Genomic DNA, 19,330 nt, shown 5'->3' on the forward strand with positions numbered 1-19,330 from the left:
CAGCGATGAGCAAGAAACTAAACATTTTTGAAATGGGTCCACGCGATGGCCTGCAAAATGAAAAAACGCTGATCCCGACAGCAAGCAAAATCGAACTGATCAACCGCCTTTCCGAATGCGGGTTTGAGAAGATCGAGACATCTAGCTTCGTATCTCCTAAGTGGGTGCCACAAATGGCAGATGCTTCAGAAGTGTTTGCAGGCATCGCTCGCAAACCCGGCATTCGCTACACCGCGCTGACGCCAAACATCAAAGGCTACGAGCGCGCCAAAGCATCTGGTGCAGATGAAGTTGCAATCTTCGCATCAGCATCTGAAGGCTTCTCTCAAAAGAACATCAACTGTTCCATTGAAGAGAGCTTTGAGCGGTTCGCTCCAATCGTGGAAGCCGCAAAAGCGGACGGCATTCCGGTTCGAGGTTACGTCTCCTGTGTTGTCGAGTGCCCCTATGATGGCCCGACACCGGTTGAGAACAGCGCAATGGTCTCCGAACGCCTGCTGCAGATGGGCTGCTACGAGGTATCCCTCGGCGACACCATTGGTGCAGCTACGCCGGAAACAACCGAAGCCATGCTGGACGCAGTGCTAAAGGTTGTTCCTGTTGAACAGCTTGCCGGTCACTTCCACGACACCAAGGATCTGGCTCTGGCCAACATCATGTCCAGCATCAAGATGGGCCTGCGGACATTTGACTCCGCAGTCGGTGGCTTGGGCGGATGCCCGTATGCTCCAGGTGCCAAAGGCAACGTCAGCACACTGGCAGTCGCCAAAATGGCAAAACTGCTGGACTACGACACTGGTCTGGACATCAAAAAGCTGGAACAAACGCAAGAGTTCATTCTCTCCATTAAAGAGGCAGCCGCCGCATGACCTTTGAGAACATTCGCATCGAGAAAGCCGAAAACGGCATCACCACTCTCTGGCTGGCACGCTCTGAAAAGCACAACGCCATGAATGCTGAAATGATGGACGAGCTTGCAGCCGCAGCCGAGGAGCTCGACAACTGCGAGCAAACCCGCGCAGTCATTCTGGCAGCAGACGGCGAAACCTTCTGCGCTGGCGGCGATCTCAAATGGATGCAGGCACAGGCTGAGAAGGACCGCATCGGCAAGATGCAGGAAGCCAACCGTCTGGCAGGCATGCTCAAACGCCTCGACAGCATGAAAAAGCCTCTGATCGCCCGTGTTCACGGCCCGGCCTACGGCGGCGGCGTCGGTATGCTCAGCGTGTGCGATCTGGTAGTCGCAGCCGACAACACCAAGTTCGCCCTCACCGAAACCCGCCTCGGCCTGATCCCGGCAACCATCGGCCCATATGTTGTACGCCGTCTGGGTGAAGGTCATGCCCGTCAGGTCTTCATGAACGCCCGCCCATTTGGCGCAGAAAGAGCCCACCATTTGGGTCTGGTTTCACTGGTAACAACAGCGGAAGACCTGCACGCAGTAACGCAGAAAGAAGCAGCAGCTTATCTGAACTGCGCACCGGGTGCAGTGGCAGACGCAAAAGCACTCTGCCAGAACTTGGCACGCATGCCAGTAGAAGATCAGATTGACTACACAGCAAATGCCCTAGCGGACAGATGGGAAACATCTGAAGCACAGGCCGGAATTGCTGCCTTCTTCGCTAAAGAAACACCACCTTGGCGTAAATAAATCTTCATGACGACTGTTTGACCTGCGGCATATGCACAAATGCTGAGTTTTTTCTTTACTTGCTGGAGCGCTTTGTTACATAGCATTTAGCGAAAAAACGAGAAAAGAATGCTGCCGGCACTGCAAGCTATCAGGTCAAAACAGGATTTTCATACCCTTGTCTTCATTGCAGGGACTGTTTTGCTGAACGCGATTGGTGCTGGTTTGATCATACCGGTGACCCCGGCACTACTCGCAGAGCTTAGCCAGACCACCATCGCAGATGCAGCCCTTTGGGGTGGCTACATCGCAGCGAGCTACGCTGCCATGCAGTTCCTATTCGGCCCAGCCGTTGGTGCAATTTCAGACCGTTTTGGCCGTCGTCCGGTACTGCTGATCTCGCTGGCTGCCCTCACAATCGACTACCTGATCATGACCTTCGCAGGCTCGCTCTGGGTCTTGTTCATCGGCAGGCTACTCGCCGGAGTGGCCAGCGCTACCTACGCCACCGCTTACGCAGCCGTCTCCGACATCTCCCACAACGGCAAACGCGCCACCCGCTTTGGCATGGTCGGTGCAGCCATCGGCTTCGGCTTTGTGATTGGCCCTGTCATTGGCGGCACCCTCGCCCTCTTCGGCATTCGTGTACCGTTCTACATTTCCGCGATCCTGATCGCCATCACCTTCGTCTACGGTCTGTTCTATATGCCAGAGACCCTGCCAAAAGCAGCGCGAAAAGCCATCCGCTGGCGCAGAGCAAACCCTGTTGGGGCGGCTTTGGACATCGCCCAGACACCTGTACTGATGTGGCTGTTCATCGCCCTCTTCCTGTTTGAGATGGCGAACTTCGTATACCCAGCCATCTGGCCTTACTACACCATCGAAGCCTTCCACTGGACCACCGCACAGGTCGGCCTCTCCCTTGCCATCGTCGGCATCGGCTTTTCAAGCGTCAAAGGCGGCCTCATCCGCTGGATCATCCCTCGCAAAGGGGAAGCTAAAACGGTTCTCTACGGCTTCTTCTTCGCCGTTATCGCACTGCTGGGCTTCGCCTTCGCACCTAACACGCTCACCGTCATCCTGCTGCTTCCACCAGCTGCGCTTGGTGCCATGATCCCACCCGCTATGATCGCCCTGATGAGCCACCACGTCTCACAGGACAAACAAGGCCGTCTGCAAGGCGCATTGACCAGCATCATCGGCCTTACACTGGTGCTCTCTACGCTGATGATGACCCAGCTTTTCACCCACTTCACAGCTGATGGAGCAGAGCTTTATTACCCTGGCGCACCATTCCTGCTCGCAGCCACATTCATGGTGCTTGCCATCGGTCCATTCCTGATCGGCTTGAAGAAAATCAGCGGCAACTCCCAGCCCGTTGCCCTACCAGAAAGCACGCTCGCAGAGTAACCTCTCAGGCTATCGAATTTCGCTGCAGGTACTCTGTTGTTGAGACGATATTGCTGCAAATAAACGACAGCGAAGCCATGATCGCAGCCTGTACAAACTCCTGCTGCGACGACTGGTCATTAGCCCCCGGCTCACGCGTCGCGCAAGCATCATAGATAATCGTAATCGGATACCCCAGTTCCGTCGTCGCATGCGCTGCCGCAGCTATACAGTCCTTGCTCATGGACCCACATATCACCAGCTCCTCAACATTCTCATCATCCAGAATTTGCTTGAGATTGTTATTGAGGAAGATGTTGGAGGTATACTTGGTCACCACGGGCTCATGCGGCAACGGCTTGGCCATATCATGGATCTCCGCCCCGATGGTTCCCTCAACGGTAAACGGCGCATCCTTCTCTTTGAAATGGTGCTGAATGTGAACGATGGTCTGATCCTGAGCGCGTGCATTTGCAAGCAACATCTGAATGTTCCCTGCAGCTTCCAACTGCCCCTCTAACTCACATTTCCCACCGGGAAAGAAGTCGTTCTGACAGTCAATTATCAGCAGCGCTGTCCTCGTCATTTTCCGTTCAACACCTCCTGTCACAGGCAGTTCACTAACACTCTAATAGATATCGATTGACGGAACTGAGCCAGAAAAATCCGCATTTTTCATAAAATCTAGAGGTAAGCGCCAGACCTTATAAAGAGCGGGCAGCACACATGCAGCCAGGTTCAGACGGCTAGATATTCTTCGGTAGTAATCACTTTGCCATAAGCGAAGGAAAGTGCAGCCATGATCGCCCCTTGAACGTACTTTGCAGGCACAACTTCCCCCTCAAATTCAAGGTCACAAGTCGCACAAGCATCATAAATAACGGTAATAGGATACCCCAGATCAACGGTCGCCCGCGCCGCTGCATCAATGCATAGATGAGACATGCCCCCGCAAATCACAATCTCCTCGACCCCAGCATCCTCAAGGATTTGCTGAAGGTTAGTATTGAGATAGCTGTTCGCCGTGTACTTCACCACCACATGCTCCCCTTCCACCGGCTTGCAGCTGTCATGTAGCTCAGCTCCAATGGTTCCTTCAGCCAGGAAGGGTGCATACTTGTCTTTGAAAAAATGCTGAATATGGACAACGATATCTTTGTTGTCGCGCGCCGCTTTGAGCAAGCGCTGAATGTTTGCTGCAGATTCGACCTGCCCCACCAACTCACACTTCCCACCCGGGAAGAAGTCATTCTGACAATCAATGATGATAAGGGCCTTTTTGGTCATATCCCCTCTACAAGTTGTTCATGAAAAAAGTCGCTTACGCTCCATTCACCGTGTCCAGAAACTCATCCGTCGAAATCACGTTGCTATGCGCAAACCGCAGCGATGCCATCATCGCGGTATGAACGTGATCTGCAGGCACTTTCACACCATTGAACTCAAGGTCTTCCGTCGCACAGGCGTCATAGATAATCGTCAGCGGATATCCCAAATCCAGAGTTTGCCGAGCGGTCGCGTTCACGCAGTTCTGGCTCATGGAACCACACATCACGATTTCATCGATACCCGCCTCAACAAGGATCTGCTGCAGGTTGGTATCCTTATAGCCATTCATATAGTTTTTAACGACAACCGGCTCCCCATCGACGGGCTTGGCACACTCGTTAATCTCTACCCCGGGAGATCCTTCAACCAGATAAGGCTCTGACTTATCTTTATACATATGCTGGAGATGAATGACGTTTTCGTCGTTGTCACGAACCACCTCCAGAAGACGAGCAATGTTTTTTCCGGCTTCAACTTGCCCAGCTAAAGGGCAGGCACCACCTGGAAAATAATCGTTCTGGCAGTCGACAATAATTAGGGCCCTTTTTGGCATAAGCACACCTCAGTCCTATTGGTCTTTTCAGCGCAGACAATAAGGGCAACACGTTTAAGCATGCCGGATTTTAAGAAGCAGATTTTATAAAATCCCGAGCTAACAACGCCAAAAGCCAGCTTGAACAGCTGGCTCCTGAACTCATCTGAAAGTGCACGCTTATCCCGCCAGATAGTCGTCTGTCGTGATCACCTTGCCATAAGCAAATGCCAGAGACGCCATGAAGGCACCGTGCACGTACTTTGCAGGGATCACTTCACCATTGTGCTCCATGTCCAAAGTTGCACAGGCATCATCAATGATGGTTGCGGTGTAACCCAGATCAACAGCGCCACGCACAGTCGCATCAATGCAGTTGTGAGACATGGAACCAACAACAACCAGATGCTCAATGCCCTGCTCGTCCAACACCTCTTTCAGATTGGTCTCAAGGAAGCTGTTTGCAAACTGCTTCACAACAAGCGGCTCACCATTCTGTGGCAACACAGTCTCATGGATCTTCACGCCTTCAGTACCTTTGTTGAAGAACGGGGCATCACCTGCTTCCACCACATGCTGGATATGGATGATTGGTGTGTTCTTGCTGCGGCTGTCTTCCAGCAGGCGCTTTACGTTCTGAGCAGCTTCAACCTGCCCTTTCAGTTCCCAGGCACCGCCCGGGAAGTAATCGTTCTGCACATCGACAATAACCAGTGCTGACTTAGACATGTATGCCTCCATCGGTTTGATCTTATGCAGCCAACCTAATCCGCATCCTCTAATCACTCGATTGGCATATACGACATAAAACATGCTATAATTGCCAAATGAGCAACTCAAATAAGCATCATCGCATCGGCATCATCTCCTACCCGGGTGCCCAGCTTTCAGCTGTTTACGGCCTCGTTGACATGCTCAACGCCGCAAACAAGGGAGAAGCAACGTGCATAGAGGCTACGATCCTTCAGCAAGATCAACTGCCGACTATGGAGAGCTGCACGTTCTCCGCAGTCATCCTCCCTCCCAGTCTGGCAGCTCAACAACCAACTGTTTCCTCTGCTCTGACTCAATGGCTCAAACAACAGCATGAACATGGCGCAATCCTCTGCTCCATCTGCGTGGGCGCTGTCTTACTTGCTGAAACAGGCATTCTTGACGGAAGACCAGCAACTACCCATTGGGCGATTACAGAAAGCTTCGCAGAACGGTTCCCGCTTGTGAAACTCGACACAGACAAGATGATCGTGGACGAAGGCGATGTTATCACCGCCGGCGGTATCATGGCCTGGACGGATCTCGGCCTCAGGCTTATCGACCACTTTGCAGGCCACGCAACCATGTTGGACGTCGCCCGCCATTTTCTCATAGATCCGGCAGGACGGGAGCAAAAAAACTATCGCCGTTTCTATCCCAACCTCTCCCATGGCGATCAAGCAATCCTCAAAGCCCAGCACTGGCTGCAGATGGCTTATAAGCGAAAGCTGACGGTGCCCGACATGGCAGAGAAAGCCGGCCTCACTGGCAGAACATTCCTACGCCGTTTTGAAACCGCAACAGGCCACACACCCAACGCTTACCTCCAGCAACTGCGCATCACTGAAGCCCGCCAACAACTGGAGCAAACCAAACGCTCTTTCAATGAGATCGCATGGGAGGTTGGCTACGACGACCCAACCGCCTGTCGCCGTGTCTTCATCAAAACCACAGGCCTAAGCCCCGGTCAGTACCGTCAGAAGTTCGGCTACCAAAGCCATGCCGCTTAGTGCGGATGTGTCAGAAACTCATCCGTTGACACCACAGATGCATTAGAGAAGATCAGCGAAGCCATGATCGCAGCTTGAACATCATCAACGGAGACTTCGCGTCCACGGAACTCCATACAACTCGCCGCACAGGCATCATAAATCACAGTCACCGGATACCCCAGATCCATGGTGGCACGCGCTGTCTCAACAATGCAGTACTGGGTCATCGACCCGCAGATCACCAGATCATCAATCTTGTGCTCCGTCAGCAACTGCTTGAGATTGGTGCCTTCCAAAGCATTGAAACTGTACTTGGTGACAATCGGTTCGTCTTGTTTTGGCCAGACCATCTTGTTGATCTCAGCCCCAAATGAACCCTCAGCCATGAAAGGCGAGTTGGGGTCTTTGTAGACATGCTTGATATGAATGACGAACTCGTGGTGCTGCCTCGCATCTTTCAGCAGTTCAACAATATTCCCCGCAGCTTCCATCTGCTTGGGCAACTCAAACTTCCCACCCGGGAAATGGTCATTCTGACATGCAATGATGAGCAAAGCGGTGTTATGCGTCATACCCAACCCTCTACAGCGCATCCCTGCTGGACGGTTCAGCACCCGCAAAGGAAACGCGCAACAAGCGTCAGAGCCTGAAAAAAGATGCTCACAAGCGCGTCAGGCCCTAGTGAAAATTCACCAGCCCGCATACTAGGCCCCAATTCATTTAGGCGACGCGCACGCAATCAGTCGGATTTTAGAGAACTCAATAGCGAAGTAGAACTGGTTAGAATGAAACCCGACTATGAAGCTTCCAGTTCAATCTCTATTGAGAAAATCAAATTACTTCTTGTTGCTCTTTTTTCACCGCAACCCAACCGCCTAACAAGAGCCCAATCCAAATCACAACAAGGTACACACAGTAAGACACTACAAGCTGCATGGCCTCGATTATGAAGCTAACTCCACTGGCCACAGGAACGGGTTCATTCAGCAGCAACAACCCTTCTTGTAATTGACCATGTGAAAAATATGCTTGGAGCAGCTTAAATTGTAAGGCAATGCACGCTTCTCTCATCAACAAAGCGAAAACTGCAAACAAAGCAGCGAAAACCCCAAAACTCAAACCGCTGATCTGACGTCGATGTTTTCTAACCAGAACATAGGCGTAGGCCACTGCTAAAAAACCAGCAAGCAAATACAAGGCCTTAGCACTAAGCGTATACAAGTTTAAGTTCAGCCCAATTATGGGTGAAATATTCAGCCATGTAAGCACAGACAGAAAATAAACTACTGCGAAGAGCAGCACATGATGAGTTCTAGAGAACTGTTTTGATTTCAATATGGTATCTTCAACCTTCATTGTTAATCAACCAGCATTACGCGCATCACGCTTGGCAGCTTCTTTCTCAGCTGTTCCAAACCCAATTCTGTATCCGAAGAAAATGGACCAATAAGCCAGAAAGGCAAAGAACAATACAAGACCAATTATCAGTCCCATAATGTCAGAAAGGCCTTCGATATCTGGGAACGCCAGATAGCCAAGAGGAGCATCAATAGCGATAATGATCAAAAGACATAAACCCGTTAGCTTATGAAGCTTCCCTCCTATCAGGCGAGCGCCTTCTCTTTTGAACAACCTTTGCCCAACAAGCATCGCTGTGACTAACGGAGCTACAAAAGCAACATGCTTTACGGGAATCTCTGTCTGGAAAAATTGTAGCGCAATAAAAAGTACTGCAAATAGAACCACCTTAATGAGAACGTAAATCGCAGCAAATCTGCCTGCGTATCTGAGTAAATTAACCTGCAAAGTACCCATAAATTATCCAATCAATATAACTACAGATTGCATTATCTCACACACTTCCCCCAAGGCAATAAAAAACCCGGCATCTCTCGACACCGGGTCTCTTAATTCTCGCAGTACTTTCAGCGGTTAGCCGCCGAAGTCGTCCAGCATGATGTCTTCACGTTCCACGCCCAGATCAAGCAGCATGTTGATCACGGACTGGTTCATGATTGGAGGACCACACATGTAGTACTCACAGTCTTCTGGCGCAGCGTGGTCCTTCAGATACTCGTTGTAGAGCACGTTGTGAATGAACCCGGTGTAACCGTCCCAGTCATCATCAGGCTGAGGATCAGAAAGCGCCACATGCCATGTGAAGTTCGGGAACTCTTGCGCCAGCTGGTCGAAGTCCTCAACGAAGAACATCTCTTTCTTGGAACGAGCACCGTACCAGAAAGTGATCTTACGATCACGGTTCTCAAGACGCTTTAGCTGATCGAAGATGTGTGAGCGCATTGGCGCCATACCAGCACCACCACCGATGAACACCATTTCCTTGTCAGTTTCGCGAGCGAAGAACTCACCGAACGGACCGGAGATGGTCACCTTGTCACCCGGCTTCAGGTTGAAGATGAACGAAGACATCTTACCAGCCGGAATGCCTGTGGTACCAGGAGGTGGAGAAGCAACACGAACGTTCAGCATGATCATGCCTTTTTCGTCCGGATAGTTCGCCATGGAATAAGCACGCTCAACAGGCTCGTCCACGATGGACTCATACTGCCACAGATTGAACTTGTCCCAATCTTCACGATACTGCTCTTCGATGTCGAAGTCGGTATACTTCAGCTTGTGCGCAGGCGCTTCAATCTGAATGTAACCACCAGCACGGAAGTTCACGTCTTCGCCTTCTGGCAGGTCCAGAACCAGCGCTTTAATGAAGGTCGCAACGTTTTCGTTGGAGCGAACAGTACACTCCCACTTTTTCACGCCGAACACTTCTTCAGGCACTTCAATCTTCATGTCCTGCTTCACAGCAACCTGACAGGAAAGACGGTCACCACAGCGCGCTTCACGCTTGGTGATGTGGCTTTCCTCAGTTGCCAGAATGGAACCACCGCCCTCGTGCACTTTCACGCGGCACTGAGCACAGGTTCCACCGCCACCACAGGCGGAAGGAACGAAGATCTTCTGATCAGCCAGAACGTTGAGAAGTTTACCGCCCGCAGGAACGGAAACAGTGCGCTCACCGTTAATTTCGATGTTAACGTCGCCGGAAGCAACCAGCTTGCTGCGCGCCATGAGAATGACGATCACCAGCGCAAGCACGATCAGAGTGAAGAGCGTAATGCCCCAGGTAAAGTCTTGCATCTGCTCGTCTCCCTTACAGCTTCACGCCTGAGAAAGCCATGAAACCCATAGCCATCAGACCAGCGGTGATGAAGGTGATGCCAAGACCCTGCAATCCATCAGGAACGTCAGAGTACTTCAGCTTTTCACGCACACCAGCCATTGCAGTAATCGCGAGCGCCCAACCAATACCGGAAGCAACACCGTAAACAGAGGATTCTGCCAGGTTGTAGTCACGCTCCACCATGAACAGAGAACCACCCATGATGGCGCAGTTCACAGTGATCAGCGGCAGGAAGATACCCAGCGCGTTGTAAAGCGCAGGAACATAGCGATCGAGGAACATTTCCAAAATCTGCACCACAGCAGCGATAACGCCGATGTAAGAGATCAGCCCCAGGAAGCGCAGGTCAGTACCTTCAAGACCAGCCCACTCCAGCGCGCCTTCGTTCAGCAGCGTGGTATAGAGCAGGTTGTTGATTGGCACAGTCAGAGCCTGCACAACAACAACAGAGATACCCAGACCCAGCGCAGTCTCAACCTTCTTGGAAACCGCAAGGAACGTACACATTCCAAGGAAGAAGGAGAGCGCAAGGTTTTCGATAAAGATCGCCTTTACGGCGAGGGAAAGAAGCCCTTCCATAATCAGTGAGCTCCCTCAGTTTCCATGATTTTATATTCGCGCTTCTCAACCTGCGCAGGCTTCCATGTGCGGAAACCCCAGATCAGCAGACCAATCACGAAGAACGCGGAAGGAGGCAGCAACAGCAGGCCGTTTGGCACATACCAGCCACCGTTGTTCACGGTCTCAAGGATCTGAACACCAAACAGGGAACCTGAGCCGAACAGCTCACGAACAACACCAACCAGCAGCAGGATCAGGGAGTAACCCAGACCGTTACCGATACCATCAAGGAAGGATGGAATTGGTGGGTTCTTCATCGCGTATGCTTCAGCGCGACCCATCACGATACAGTTGGTGATGATCAGACCAACAAACACGGAAAGTGTCTTGGAAATCTCATAGAGATACGCCTTCAGGATCTGGTCCACCAGAATAACGAGAGACGCAATAATCACCATCTGCACGATAATGCGGATAGAAGATGGGATCTGGTTACGCAAAATGGAGATGAAGAAGTTGGAGAACGCTGTCACAAGCGTCACCGCAATCGCCATCACCAGCGCAACCTTCAAGGAAGAGGTTACCGCAAGTGCGGAACAGATGCCAAGAACCTGAAGTGTGATCGGGTTGTTATCGACCATCGGGTCCTTGAGCATGGAGAAGTCTTTGCCAGCCATTACGCCTCTCCTTTTTTCAGATTGTCGAGGAAGGTTTTGAAGCCCTGCTCGCCCATCCAGAATTTGACCAGGTTGTCGACACCACGGGAGGTCAGCGTTGCACCTGCAATCGCATCAATGTGGTGTTTGGAGCCATCAATACCTGCTGGTGCAGCTTTGCCGACGCCAATGTTAACTGCGCCGTTGTCACCATAAACCAGCTTACCAGGCCACTGAGCCATCCATTTTGGATTGTCTACCTCAGCACCAAGACCAGGAGTCTCGCCGTGAGCGTAGAAACGCAGGCCGTAAACTTCATTGCCATCAGCATTCAGTGCGATGAAGCCATAAAGCGTGGACCACAGGCCGTAACCGTGAACCGGCAAAACGATACGCTCAATTTTGCCTGCATCATCCCGAAGCAGATAAACTGAAGCCAGCTTAGCCTGACGCTTGATGGATGCCGGATCGTTTGCCAGAGTGATGGAACGAGCTGGATCTTTCGCAGCAACACGCTGGTCATAGGTCGCAGCATCTTCTGCATCAGAAAACTTGCCGGTCGCAACATCAACAAGGCGAGGTTCGAATGCACCAAATGCCTTCTCAACATCGATGCCGTCCTGATACAGGCCAGCAACCTTGAGAATGTTGGTCTTCTTATCCAGTGTCTTGTTGATTTCCTGCTGTGGCTTCAGCATCACCGCAGCGCCGGAAACAATCATGGAACAGATCAGACACAGAACCACAGCAACGGTAATCGTGCGCGGTGCAGAGTCCAGAGGCATCGCGTTGAAGCGCGCCCAAAGACCTGTTGGAGCTGTTGTGTTTTCAGCATTATGCATGGCGCTTCATCCTCCGTGTGATGTTCGCCTTCACAACGAAGTAGTCGATCAGCGGAGAGAAGATATTGCCGAACAGGATCGCCAGCATCATACCTTCAGGGAAGGCCGGGTTGATGACGCGGATCAGGATACACATCACACCAATCAGCGCAGCGTAGATGTAACGGCCCGGATTGGTCATTGCAGCCGTCACAGGCTCAGTCACCATGAACACAAGGCCGAACATGAAGCCGCCAGTGACAAGGTGCCAGTACCAAGGCATTGCAAACATTGGATTGGACTCAGAGCCAATCAGATTCAGCAACAGGCTGAAACCAATCATGCCGCCCAGACAGCCAAGAATGAGACGATAGTTCGCGATACCAGTGGTCACGAGGAACACACCGCCAAGCGCAATTGCAATCGTGGAAGTCTCACCAAAGGAACCCTGAATGGTGCCGATGAAGGAGCTGGTCCATGTGATGCCGTTTGCAGCCAGACCCTGCATGCCGTCAGCTGCAGCAACACCCAGTGCAGTCGCACCAGAGAAGCCGTCAACTGGCGTCCACACCGCATCACCGGACATTGCTGCCGGATAAGCGAAGTACAGGAACGCACGGCCAACAAGCGCCGGGTTCAGGAAGTTCTTGCCGGTACCACCGAACACTTCCTTACCGATAACCACACCAAACGCGATACCAAGACCAACCTGCCACAGCGGAGTGGAAGCTGGAAGGATCAGCGTGTAGAGCATGGAAGAAACGAAGAAGCCTTCGTTCACTTCGTGGCCACGCACAATGGCGAACAGCACTTCAAAGATACCACCAACACCGAGCGTTACGATGTAGATTGGCAGGAAGTACAGAGCACCATGCGCCATGTTGGCGAAGATGTTGTCCGGATTAAAGCCGATACCCAGCAGAGACAGGATCGCAGCACGCCAGCCTGCTGGCTCGGTGATGCCCATCGCAGCCAGTGCAGAGTTGGTCTGCAGGCCGGTGTTGTACATACCAAACAGGATCGCAGGGATCGTCGCCAGCACAACATAGGTCATGACACGCTTAAGGTCAGCATGGTCACGAGCGTGCGGCGCAACGCTGGTCACTGTTTTTGGAGTGTAGATGAAAGTATCCACCATCTCGTAGACGGCGTAAAACTTTTCGTATTTGCCACCCTTTTCAAAGAGCGGCGCAATACGATCAAACTTATCGCGCAAGCTCACGGGTTAGCCCTCTTTCTCGATTTTATCAAGATTTGCACGCAGCGCAGCTCCGTATTCATTCTTGGAATGGCAGATGAAGGTGCATAGCGCCAAATCTTCCTCGTCCAACTCCAGGGCACCAAGCTTCTGCGCCATGTCAGTGTCCAGCACCATCAGGGCACGGAGCAGCTGAGTTGGAAGAACATCGAGCGGCATTACCTTCTCGTAGGTACCCAGTGGAACGATCGCGCGGATGGAGCCGTTCTTGTTGGTGCCAAACGGGAACTTCAGCTTGCTGCGGAAGAAACCGGAAGGATGCACATTAAGGTTAGACCACTTGGTCATGAATGGGCGAACCCAGCCAACAACGTCTTGCTTGCGGTCTTCTTCCATCAGCGTCACCTGAGTGTGGTAACGACCAAGGAAGGCAAACTGGTCTTCGGCAATTGTGCCGGAGAGAATAGAGCCGGAAACCACACGGGCAGGAATACCCGGTTGAGTTTCACCAGCCAGCAGATCGGTCAGATCAGCACCAACGCGAGTTGTTACCAGACGCGGCTTTGAAGCCAGCGGACCTGCAACAGAAACAACGCAGGAAACATCCAGCTCACCTGTCAGGAACAGGTTACCGATTGCGATGACATCCTGATAACCGATGGTCCAGACTGTCTTGCTCTCGTTGACCGGATCGAGGAAGTGAATGTGAGTACCCGCATTACCTGCTGGGTGCTTACCTTCAAAGCTTTCCATCTGCACATCAGCAACGCCAGCACCTGGGAGCTTGTCCTTAGGGCTGTGGCATACGAATGTGCGGCCATCGGTCAGTTTAGAGACAACCTGAAGCCCAGCTTCAAACGCGCCAGCATTCGCATTGATGATCACACCAGCATCCGCTGCAAGCGGGTTGGTGTCCATCGCAGTTACGAAAATGGAACGCGGCTGCGTTTCAAAAACCGGAACCTTGGAGTATGGGCGGGTGCGGAAGCTTGTCCAAAGACCAGACTTGGCAAGCTGCTCACGAACGACAGTTGCGTCCAGAGTTGCCAAAGCGCCAGCTTCAAACTTTGAGAAAGCGACCTGTTCTTCGTTGCCATCATCCAATTTGATAACGATGGTTTCCAGAACGCGACGTGCACCACGATTGACTGCTTCAACGACACCAGCACCCGGAGCAACATAGTTGATTTCTGGAGAGCGTTTGTCGATGAAAAGTGGTTGACCCTTTACGACGCGATCGCCTTCAGCAACCAGCATACGCGGTTTCAACCCGTTGTAATCCCCACCATTCACGGCAACACGACGAACCGCTTGACCCTTGTGGATCTCTTGGTTCGGAGCACCGGTGATCGGCAGATCCAATCCTTTTGTAATCTTCATCCCTTACCCTGTCAGGCTTCTTATAGGGCAAACCACTAGATGTTCACGGGATATCTACGGGTAAGTGATGCTAAGTCATTCTGCTACGTACAAAATGCCGCGCATGCGGATTATTGACTTTGGCAAGTCGAACCGAGATAAATCCCCCCACAGATCGCATTTTCAGCAACAAAGCCCGAGCATTGCTGAACGTAACTCATCCGTGGCTCCGGTTAGGAGTAACCGCCCGCATACCATTAAAGTGTGCCGCGGTCAGCTATTCCTACGGATTTATGCGGGCCAATACCCTGATATACCGCAAATTTCAATAGGGATTCGTGATATTGACGTAACGGCAATAAGGGTGTTTCGCGAAAATTTTATCTCAAATAAGTTTTCCCCGAACTTTTCACATGCACGTAGTACCACCTACGACTTTCTTCATCTTCAACTAATGCTGATCTTGGTCGCGGCAGTAACCGCCCCCTATTTAACTTGACAGAAAACCAGAATAAGCCGATTACGCGGGGAAATGAAAAAACTCTGAGGCCGAAATGCGCTTCCTCATTACAGCTCTCGTACTCATCTTTGTCACTGCATGTGTACCCAATGACAAAAGCCGCGAAGAAATCGTACTTCATGGCAAAACCATGGGCACAACATTTAATGTCAAAGCCATCAAAGGGTCGTCTTCTGTAACCCAGCAGGAGCTGCAAAAGCAGGTCGATGATGCTCTCGTCGGCGTCAACAAGGCCATGTCCAACTGGGACAAAAACTCAGAGATCAGCCGTTTTAACCGCTCCACCAGCACTGAATGGACGCCAATCTCCCGCGACTTCAGTATCGTGATGCAGGAAGCTTTGCGCATCCATAATCTGACGGGCGGCTACTTTGATGTCACCCTCGCACCGCTCATCGAGCTGTGGGGCTTCGGCACCAAGCAGGATACCCCACCACAGCCTAGTCCGCGTGAAATCCGCGATGCACTGGAGTCTGTCGGCATGAGCACCATGCTTGAGTTTGAGACCGATCCACCAGCACTGCGCAAGGTCAACACGGACACCTCCGTGAACCTCTCCGCAATCGCGAAAGGCTTCGGCATCGACAAAGTTGCCTCCGTTCTGGAGCAAAACGGCATCAACGAATACCTCGTCGAAATCGGCGGTGATCTGGTCACCAAAGGCAACAACGCCAAGAATGAACCTTGGGTCGTTGGCATCGAAAAGCCGGATTCCGCGACGCGAACAGTTCAGCAAATCGTTCGCATCAGCGATAAAGGCATGGCAACATCCGGCGATTATCGCATATATAAGGAAGTCAACGGCAAGCGCTTCTCACACATTATTGATGCTGCATCAGGGCGTCCTGTGACGCATAAACTTGCATCAGTAACTGTAATTGCTGACAATGCGATGCGCGCTGACGGTCTGGCAACAGCTCTCCTGGCAATGGGAGACAAGCGCGGCATGGCTCTGGCAGAGCGTGAAGGGATTGCCGCATTTTTCATCGTTCGTGAAGGGGACCACTTCATCACCCGGTCTTCCAGCGCGTTTAGAAAATTCGAGCAGTCTGCAGAGAAGTAACGGAATATCGAAATGGCAACTTTCATCATCGCGTTTGTCATGCTGATCCTGATCGTAGCAGGAATGGCAATTGGCGCCGTTTTCAGAAACAAGCCGATCACTGGCAGCTGCGGCGGCTTGAATGCTATTGAAGGCGCAGACCATTGCGTCGTCTGTAAGCGTGAAATCGACCCGAACAGCCCGCTGCGTGAAAAGCTGCAGCCTTGCAAACGCAAACAGGCGATGGAAGAGCAAAGCGCAGCTTAACGGCACTCCATTTTAGCAAATCCGAAGGGGCCACACGGCCCCTTTTTCATGCCTGCTATCTGTCGGCTGTGTAATCCCGCGCCGCATCCGGCCCTTCTCCGCCAATCAGTTTGGCAAAGAAACCGGCCACGATCCCAAAGCCAACGCCAATAGCGACAAAGCCAATGCCGAGGAACAAGCTTCCCAGTGTCGGAAAGATCCCCTGCCCGATCGATGTCAGGCTATCTCCACCAATCAACCAGAGCAGCAAATTCATCCATCCGCAGATGAAACCGCCAGAGAACCAGCTCGGCATACTCGACTTGAGCAGTGGGTGATAGTTGATCACGCCAATCAACGCCACCAGACCACCAAGCGTAATGCACCAGAGGATCAGACCGAACTGAACCACAAACGTCACATTCAGATTAAGCCAGGCAATGAGGTAGAGACACAGAAGCCCAAACGCCAGTCCAAACAACTTGGCTGTGATCCCTCGTCTGAGCAGTGACGGTTTAGAAAACATAACTTCTGGCTCCCATCGGTTCATGCGGCTGGCCAATGCCATGAGTATACCACCATAAACCAAGGGTCTTAAAACTAGTTTTCTGCAATCAGAAGATTATCTGTTCGCCCAGCCAAAATCGAAAACGCCGAACACCATCAGGCAGAAGCTGACAAGCGCCAGCAGACCAAACACCCAGCACTTAAGCTTCCAGCGACCAGTCTGGCCTTTCCAGGCATCACGGAACAGGCGACCGCTCAGCACAAACACCACAAGCAGGATCACGCCGACCCAGGATGGTATGTCGCTAAAGAAGTTTGAGAGCTGATCCATTGTGCCTCCGCCTTGTTATTGCCTCTCTTTAGTTCTGCCTTTCCAAAAAGGCAAACGCTCAAAGCAATCACGCCACCACCTTGCCAAAGCCAAAAGTCAAAACACTCACCTGCCCCAGCACCACATCCACCATCAAAGCCTCATTTCCTGAGGGAGCAAAACAATGTCAGGACTTCGCCAGAGCAATCAACCTCCCCATTACCTGGTCCTTCTAAACGCCCAAATACAGCCAACTTACATGCATCTTTCATATCTATTTTTCATATTTCATTGACCTTTTCAGCTAGGCAGACTACAAGGCCCACGAAGAAAAGAGCTCGCTTGCCATTTGCCGCCTCATGATCTCCCCGTTACGGTTCATGAGTGAGCGGAAGCGATGGGTAGGGCAACAAAGCTCTTGCTTTACAGATAATGACCCTCCTCGAAAGAAATACTAAATGACGATACCTGAAGGGGTTTCCCCGGCGCTTTCTACCGCACTAGAAAAGCGCGAATACACGTCTCTCACCCCGGTCCAGACCGCCGTTCTTGATGAAGAGCTGAAAGGCAAAGACCTTTTGGTTTCTGCTCAGACAGGCTCTGGTAAAACCGTTGCATTCGGCATCGCAATTGCGCCGGAACTGCTGGGTGACGAAGAGCGTATGGGCCGGGCAAACGAACCTCTTGCATTGTGTGTTGCGCCAACCCGTGAGCTGGCAATCCAGGTCTCCAAAGAACTGGAATGGCTCTACGGCGAAGCTGGAGCTCGTATCACCACCTGTGTGGGTGGTATGGACATGCGCCGTGAACGCCGCAATCTTTCTGCAGGCGCACACATCGTAGTCGGCACCCCAGGCCGCCTGCGTGACCATATTGAACGCGGTTCTTTTGACACCTCCGCTCTGCGCACTGTTGTGCTCGACGAAGCGGACGAAATGCTGGACCTCGGCTTCCGCGAAGACCTCGAATTTATTCTCGACGCAGCACCAGAAGAACGCCGCACTCTGCTGTTCTCTGCAACTGTACCTCCGCAGATCGAAAGCCTCGCGAAGCGTTTCCAGCGGGATGCACAGCGCATCTCCACTGTAACCAATCGCGAACAGCACGCAGACATTGAATACCGCGCAATGCAGGTCGCTCCCAACGACCGCGAAAACGCAATCATCAACGTCCTGCGTTTCTACGAAGCACAAAACACCATCATCTTCTGCGGCACCCGCGAGATGGTGAAACACCTTTCCGCACGCCTCGGCAACCGTGGTTTCGCAGTTGTGGCTCTCTCCGGTGAGCTGAGCCAGGCTGAACGTAACCATGCGCTTGGTGCAATGCGTAATGGCCGTGCCCGCGTTTGTGTGGCAACCGACGTCGCAGCACGCGGCATCGACTTGCCAAACCTGGATCTCGTGATCCACGCAGACTTGCCAAACAACGCAGAAACCCTGCTGCACCGTTCTGGCCGTACCGGTCGTGCAGGCCGTAAAGGCGTTTGTACGCTGGTTGTGCCTCACACCCGCCGCCGCTCCGCAACGCGCCTCCTTGGCTTTGCGAAAGTGAAAGCAGAATGGGGTCCGGCACCAACAGCGCAGCAAATCCGCGACAAAGACCGTGAGCGCATCCTTGCGTCTACCGATCTGCAGGAAGCACCAAGCGAAGAAGATCTGCCAATGGTTCAGGAGCTTCTTGAAAAGTTCACACCAGAACAGATCGCAGCCGCTTACATGCGCCAGATCCACCAGGGTCTGCCTGCACCAGAAGAACTGCTGGCAAGCTCCTTCGAAGACCGCGAGCGCAAGCCGCGTAAAGACTTCGACAACGGTGTTTGGTTCCGTCTCAATGTTGGCCGTAAGCACAACGCAGAACCTCGCTGGCTCCTGCCAATGATCTGCCGTGCAGGTCACATCACCAAAAAAGACATCGGCTCCATCCGCATCTTTGATGCAGACAGCCGCTTCGAGCTCGACGCAAAACTCGCTGACAAGTTCCAGGAAACCGTCAAAGAAAACGGCACCGGTGAAAAATCAATCACCATCACCCGTATCGAAGGCAATCCTGAGCGCGGTAGCAGCGGTCGTCCAGGCGGTCGTCGCAACCACCGTGGCGGTGGCGGCGGTGGTTACCGTGGCGAAGGCGGACGCGGCGAAGGTCGCGGCCGTGGTCGTGGTGGCGAAGGCGGTGGTTACCGTGGTCGTCGTGATCGTGATGGCGAAGGTCGTGGTCGTGGCCGCGGCGAAAACAAGCCAGGCGGTGGCAAAAGCTTCCGCGACAACCGCGGCGGCGAATAAGCCT

At 52.4% G+C, this 19,330-nt stretch carries 22 protein-coding genes; 7 read left to right on the forward strand and 15 right to left on the reverse strand.

Going from position 1 to position 19,330, the window contains the following annotated elements:
* The first annotated feature begins 5 nt into the window (after positions 1 to 5).
* From PJE062_RS23430 to PJE062_RS23440, 3 genes are all read left to right on the forward strand, one after another.
* A complete protein-coding gene (locus PJE062_RS23430; RefSeq protein WP_008552556.1) occupies positions 6 to 869 on the forward strand; it encodes a hydroxymethylglutaryl-CoA lyase in 864 nt (287 codons plus the stop codon).
* A complete protein-coding gene (locus tag PJE062_RS23435; protein WP_008552609.1) occupies positions 866 to 1,651 on the forward strand; it encodes a crotonase/enoyl-CoA hydratase family protein in 786 nt (261 codons plus the stop codon). The genes PJE062_RS23430 and PJE062_RS23435 overlap by 4 nt, the downstream gene beginning before the upstream one ends.
* 108 nt (positions 1,652 to 1,759) lie before the next feature.
* Positions 1,760 to 3,040, forward strand: coding sequence for a TCR/Tet family MFS transporter (locus tag PJE062_RS23440; RefSeq protein ID WP_008552651.1), 1,281 nt, complete (start codon positions 1,760 to 1,762; stop codon positions 3,038 to 3,040).
* A 4-nt stretch (positions 3,041 to 3,044) separates the two neighbouring features.
* On the opposite strand, the gene PJE062_RS23445 is transcribed toward PJE062_RS23440, so the two are convergent.
* The 4 genes from PJE062_RS23445 to PJE062_RS23460 all read right to left on the reverse strand — a co-directional run bounded on the left by PJE062_RS23445 (position 3,045) and on the right by PJE062_RS23460 (position 5,609).
* Positions 3,045 to 3,605: an isochorismatase family protein gene (locus PJE062_RS23445; protein WP_008552582.1), complete on the reverse strand. Its 561-nt coding sequence runs from the start codon at positions 3,603 to 3,605 to the stop codon at positions 3,045 to 3,047.
* Between the two features lie 152 nt (positions 3,606 to 3,757).
* A complete protein-coding gene (locus tag PJE062_RS23450) occupies positions 3,758 to 4,306 on the reverse strand; it encodes a cysteine hydrolase family protein (protein ID WP_008552628.1) in 549 nt (182 codons plus the stop codon).
* Positions 4,307 to 4,340: 34 nt separating this feature from the next.
* Complete coding sequence (locus tag PJE062_RS23455) at positions 4,341 to 4,901, reverse strand: cysteine hydrolase family protein (RefSeq protein ID WP_008552656.1); 561 nt, start codon at positions 4,899 to 4,901, stop codon at positions 4,341 to 4,343.
* Positions 4,902 to 5,060: 159 nt separating this feature from the next.
* The gene (locus PJE062_RS23460; RefSeq protein ID WP_008552568.1) at positions 5,061 to 5,609 is read right to left on the reverse strand and encodes a cysteine hydrolase family protein; all 549 of its coding nucleotides are present in this window, start codon (positions 5,607 to 5,609) and stop codon (positions 5,061 to 5,063) included.
* A 98-nt stretch (positions 5,610 to 5,707) separates the two neighbouring features.
* Here PJE062_RS23460 and PJE062_RS23465 point away from each other — a divergent pair, with 98 nt between their 5' ends.
* A complete protein-coding gene (locus PJE062_RS23465; RefSeq protein ID WP_008552561.1) occupies positions 5,708 to 6,643 on the forward strand; it encodes a GlxA family transcriptional regulator in 936 nt (311 codons plus the stop codon).
* On the opposite strand, the gene PJE062_RS23470 is transcribed toward PJE062_RS23465, so the two are convergent.
* The 9 genes from PJE062_RS23470 to PJE062_RS23510 all read right to left on the reverse strand — a co-directional run bounded on the left by PJE062_RS23470 (position 6,640) and on the right by PJE062_RS23510 (position 14,440).
* The gene (locus PJE062_RS23470) at positions 6,640 to 7,197 is read right to left on the reverse strand and encodes a cysteine hydrolase family protein (protein ID WP_008552537.1); all 558 of its coding nucleotides are present in this window, start codon (positions 7,195 to 7,197) and stop codon (positions 6,640 to 6,642) included. The two genes, PJE062_RS23465 and PJE062_RS23470, sit on opposite strands and share 4 nt — an antisense overlap.
* Before the next feature lie 259 nt (positions 7,198 to 7,456).
* Complete coding sequence (locus PJE062_RS23475; protein WP_157039316.1) at positions 7,457 to 7,981, reverse strand: hypothetical protein; 525 nt, start codon at positions 7,979 to 7,981, stop codon at positions 7,457 to 7,459.
* Between the two features lie 6 nt (positions 7,982 to 7,987).
* On the reverse strand, positions 7,988 to 8,440 hold the full coding sequence (locus PJE062_RS23480) for an ABZJ_00895 family protein (RefSeq protein ID WP_008552530.1): 453 nt from the start codon (positions 8,438 to 8,440) through the stop codon (positions 7,988 to 7,990).
* Between the two features lie 117 nt (positions 8,441 to 8,557).
* Positions 8,558 to 9,781 carry an NADH:ubiquinone reductase (Na(+)-transporting) subunit F gene (gene nqrF, locus PJE062_RS23485; RefSeq protein ID WP_008552571.1) on the reverse strand — a complete coding sequence of 408 codons (1,224 nt, stop codon included), beginning with the start codon at positions 9,779 to 9,781 and terminating at the stop codon, positions 8,558 to 8,560.
* A gap of 13 nt (positions 9,782 to 9,794) precedes the next feature.
* Positions 9,795 to 10,403 carry an NADH:ubiquinone reductase (Na(+)-transporting) subunit E gene (gene nqrE, locus PJE062_RS23490; RefSeq protein WP_008552594.1) on the reverse strand — a complete coding sequence of 203 codons (609 nt, stop codon included), beginning with the start codon at positions 10,401 to 10,403 and terminating at the stop codon, positions 9,795 to 9,797.
* 2 nt (positions 10,404 to 10,405) lie between these two features.
* A complete protein-coding gene (locus tag PJE062_RS23495; RefSeq protein ID WP_008552607.1) occupies positions 10,406 to 11,062 on the reverse strand; it encodes an NADH:ubiquinone reductase (Na(+)-transporting) subunit D in 657 nt (218 codons plus the stop codon).
* On the reverse strand, positions 11,062 to 11,883 hold the full coding sequence (locus tag PJE062_RS23500) for a Na(+)-translocating NADH-quinone reductase subunit C (protein ID WP_008552579.1): 822 nt from the start codon (positions 11,881 to 11,883) through the stop codon (positions 11,062 to 11,064). Before PJE062_RS23500 ends, PJE062_RS23495 begins: the two co-directional genes overlap by 1 nt.
* On the reverse strand, positions 11,876 to 13,084 hold the full coding sequence (locus PJE062_RS23505) for an NADH:ubiquinone reductase (Na(+)-transporting) subunit B (RefSeq protein WP_008552528.1): 1,209 nt from the start codon (positions 13,082 to 13,084) through the stop codon (positions 11,876 to 11,878). Before PJE062_RS23505 ends, PJE062_RS23500 begins: the two co-directional genes overlap by 8 nt.
* 3 nt (positions 13,085 to 13,087) lie before the next feature.
* Positions 13,088 to 14,440: a Na(+)-translocating NADH-quinone reductase subunit A gene (locus PJE062_RS23510; RefSeq protein WP_008552523.1), complete on the reverse strand. Its 1,353-nt coding sequence runs from the start codon at positions 14,438 to 14,440 to the stop codon at positions 13,088 to 13,090.
* A gap of 533 nt (positions 14,441 to 14,973) precedes the next feature.
* On the opposite strand from PJE062_RS23510, the gene PJE062_RS23515 reads away from it, so the two are divergent.
* Positions 14,974 to 16,002: an FAD:protein FMN transferase gene (locus PJE062_RS23515; protein WP_008552671.1), complete on the forward strand. Its 1,029-nt coding sequence runs from the start codon at positions 14,974 to 14,976 to the stop codon at positions 16,000 to 16,002.
* Positions 16,003 to 16,014: 12 nt separating this feature from the next.
* Complete coding sequence (nqrM, locus tag PJE062_RS23520) at positions 16,015 to 16,248, forward strand: (Na+)-NQR maturation NqrM (protein WP_008552621.1); 234 nt, start codon at positions 16,015 to 16,017, stop codon at positions 16,246 to 16,248.
* Between the two features lie 55 nt (positions 16,249 to 16,303).
* Here nqrM and PJE062_RS23525 read toward each other — a convergent pair whose 3' ends face one another.
* Together PJE062_RS23525 and PJE062_RS23530 are read right to left on the reverse strand one after the other, a co-directional pair.
* The gene (locus PJE062_RS23525; RefSeq protein ID WP_208982462.1) at positions 16,304 to 16,753 is read right to left on the reverse strand and encodes a hypothetical protein; all 450 of its coding nucleotides are present in this window, start codon (positions 16,751 to 16,753) and stop codon (positions 16,304 to 16,306) included.
* Between the two features lie 96 nt (positions 16,754 to 16,849).
* A complete protein-coding gene (locus PJE062_RS23530) occupies positions 16,850 to 17,065 on the reverse strand; it encodes a hypothetical protein (protein WP_008552545.1) in 216 nt (71 codons plus the stop codon).
* Between the two features lie 437 nt (positions 17,066 to 17,502).
* Here PJE062_RS23530 and PJE062_RS23535 point away from each other — a divergent pair, with 437 nt between their 5' ends.
* Entirely contained in the window at positions 17,503 to 19,326 is a 1,824-nt protein-coding gene (locus tag PJE062_RS23535) for a DEAD/DEAH box helicase (RefSeq protein ID WP_008552606.1), read from the forward strand.
* Positions 19,327 to 19,330 lie beyond the last annotated feature (4 nt).

This window comes from Pseudovibrio sp. JE062 (assembly GCF_000156235.1).
Taxonomy (GTDB): Bacteria; Pseudomonadota; Alphaproteobacteria; order Rhizobiales; family Stappiaceae; genus Pseudovibrio.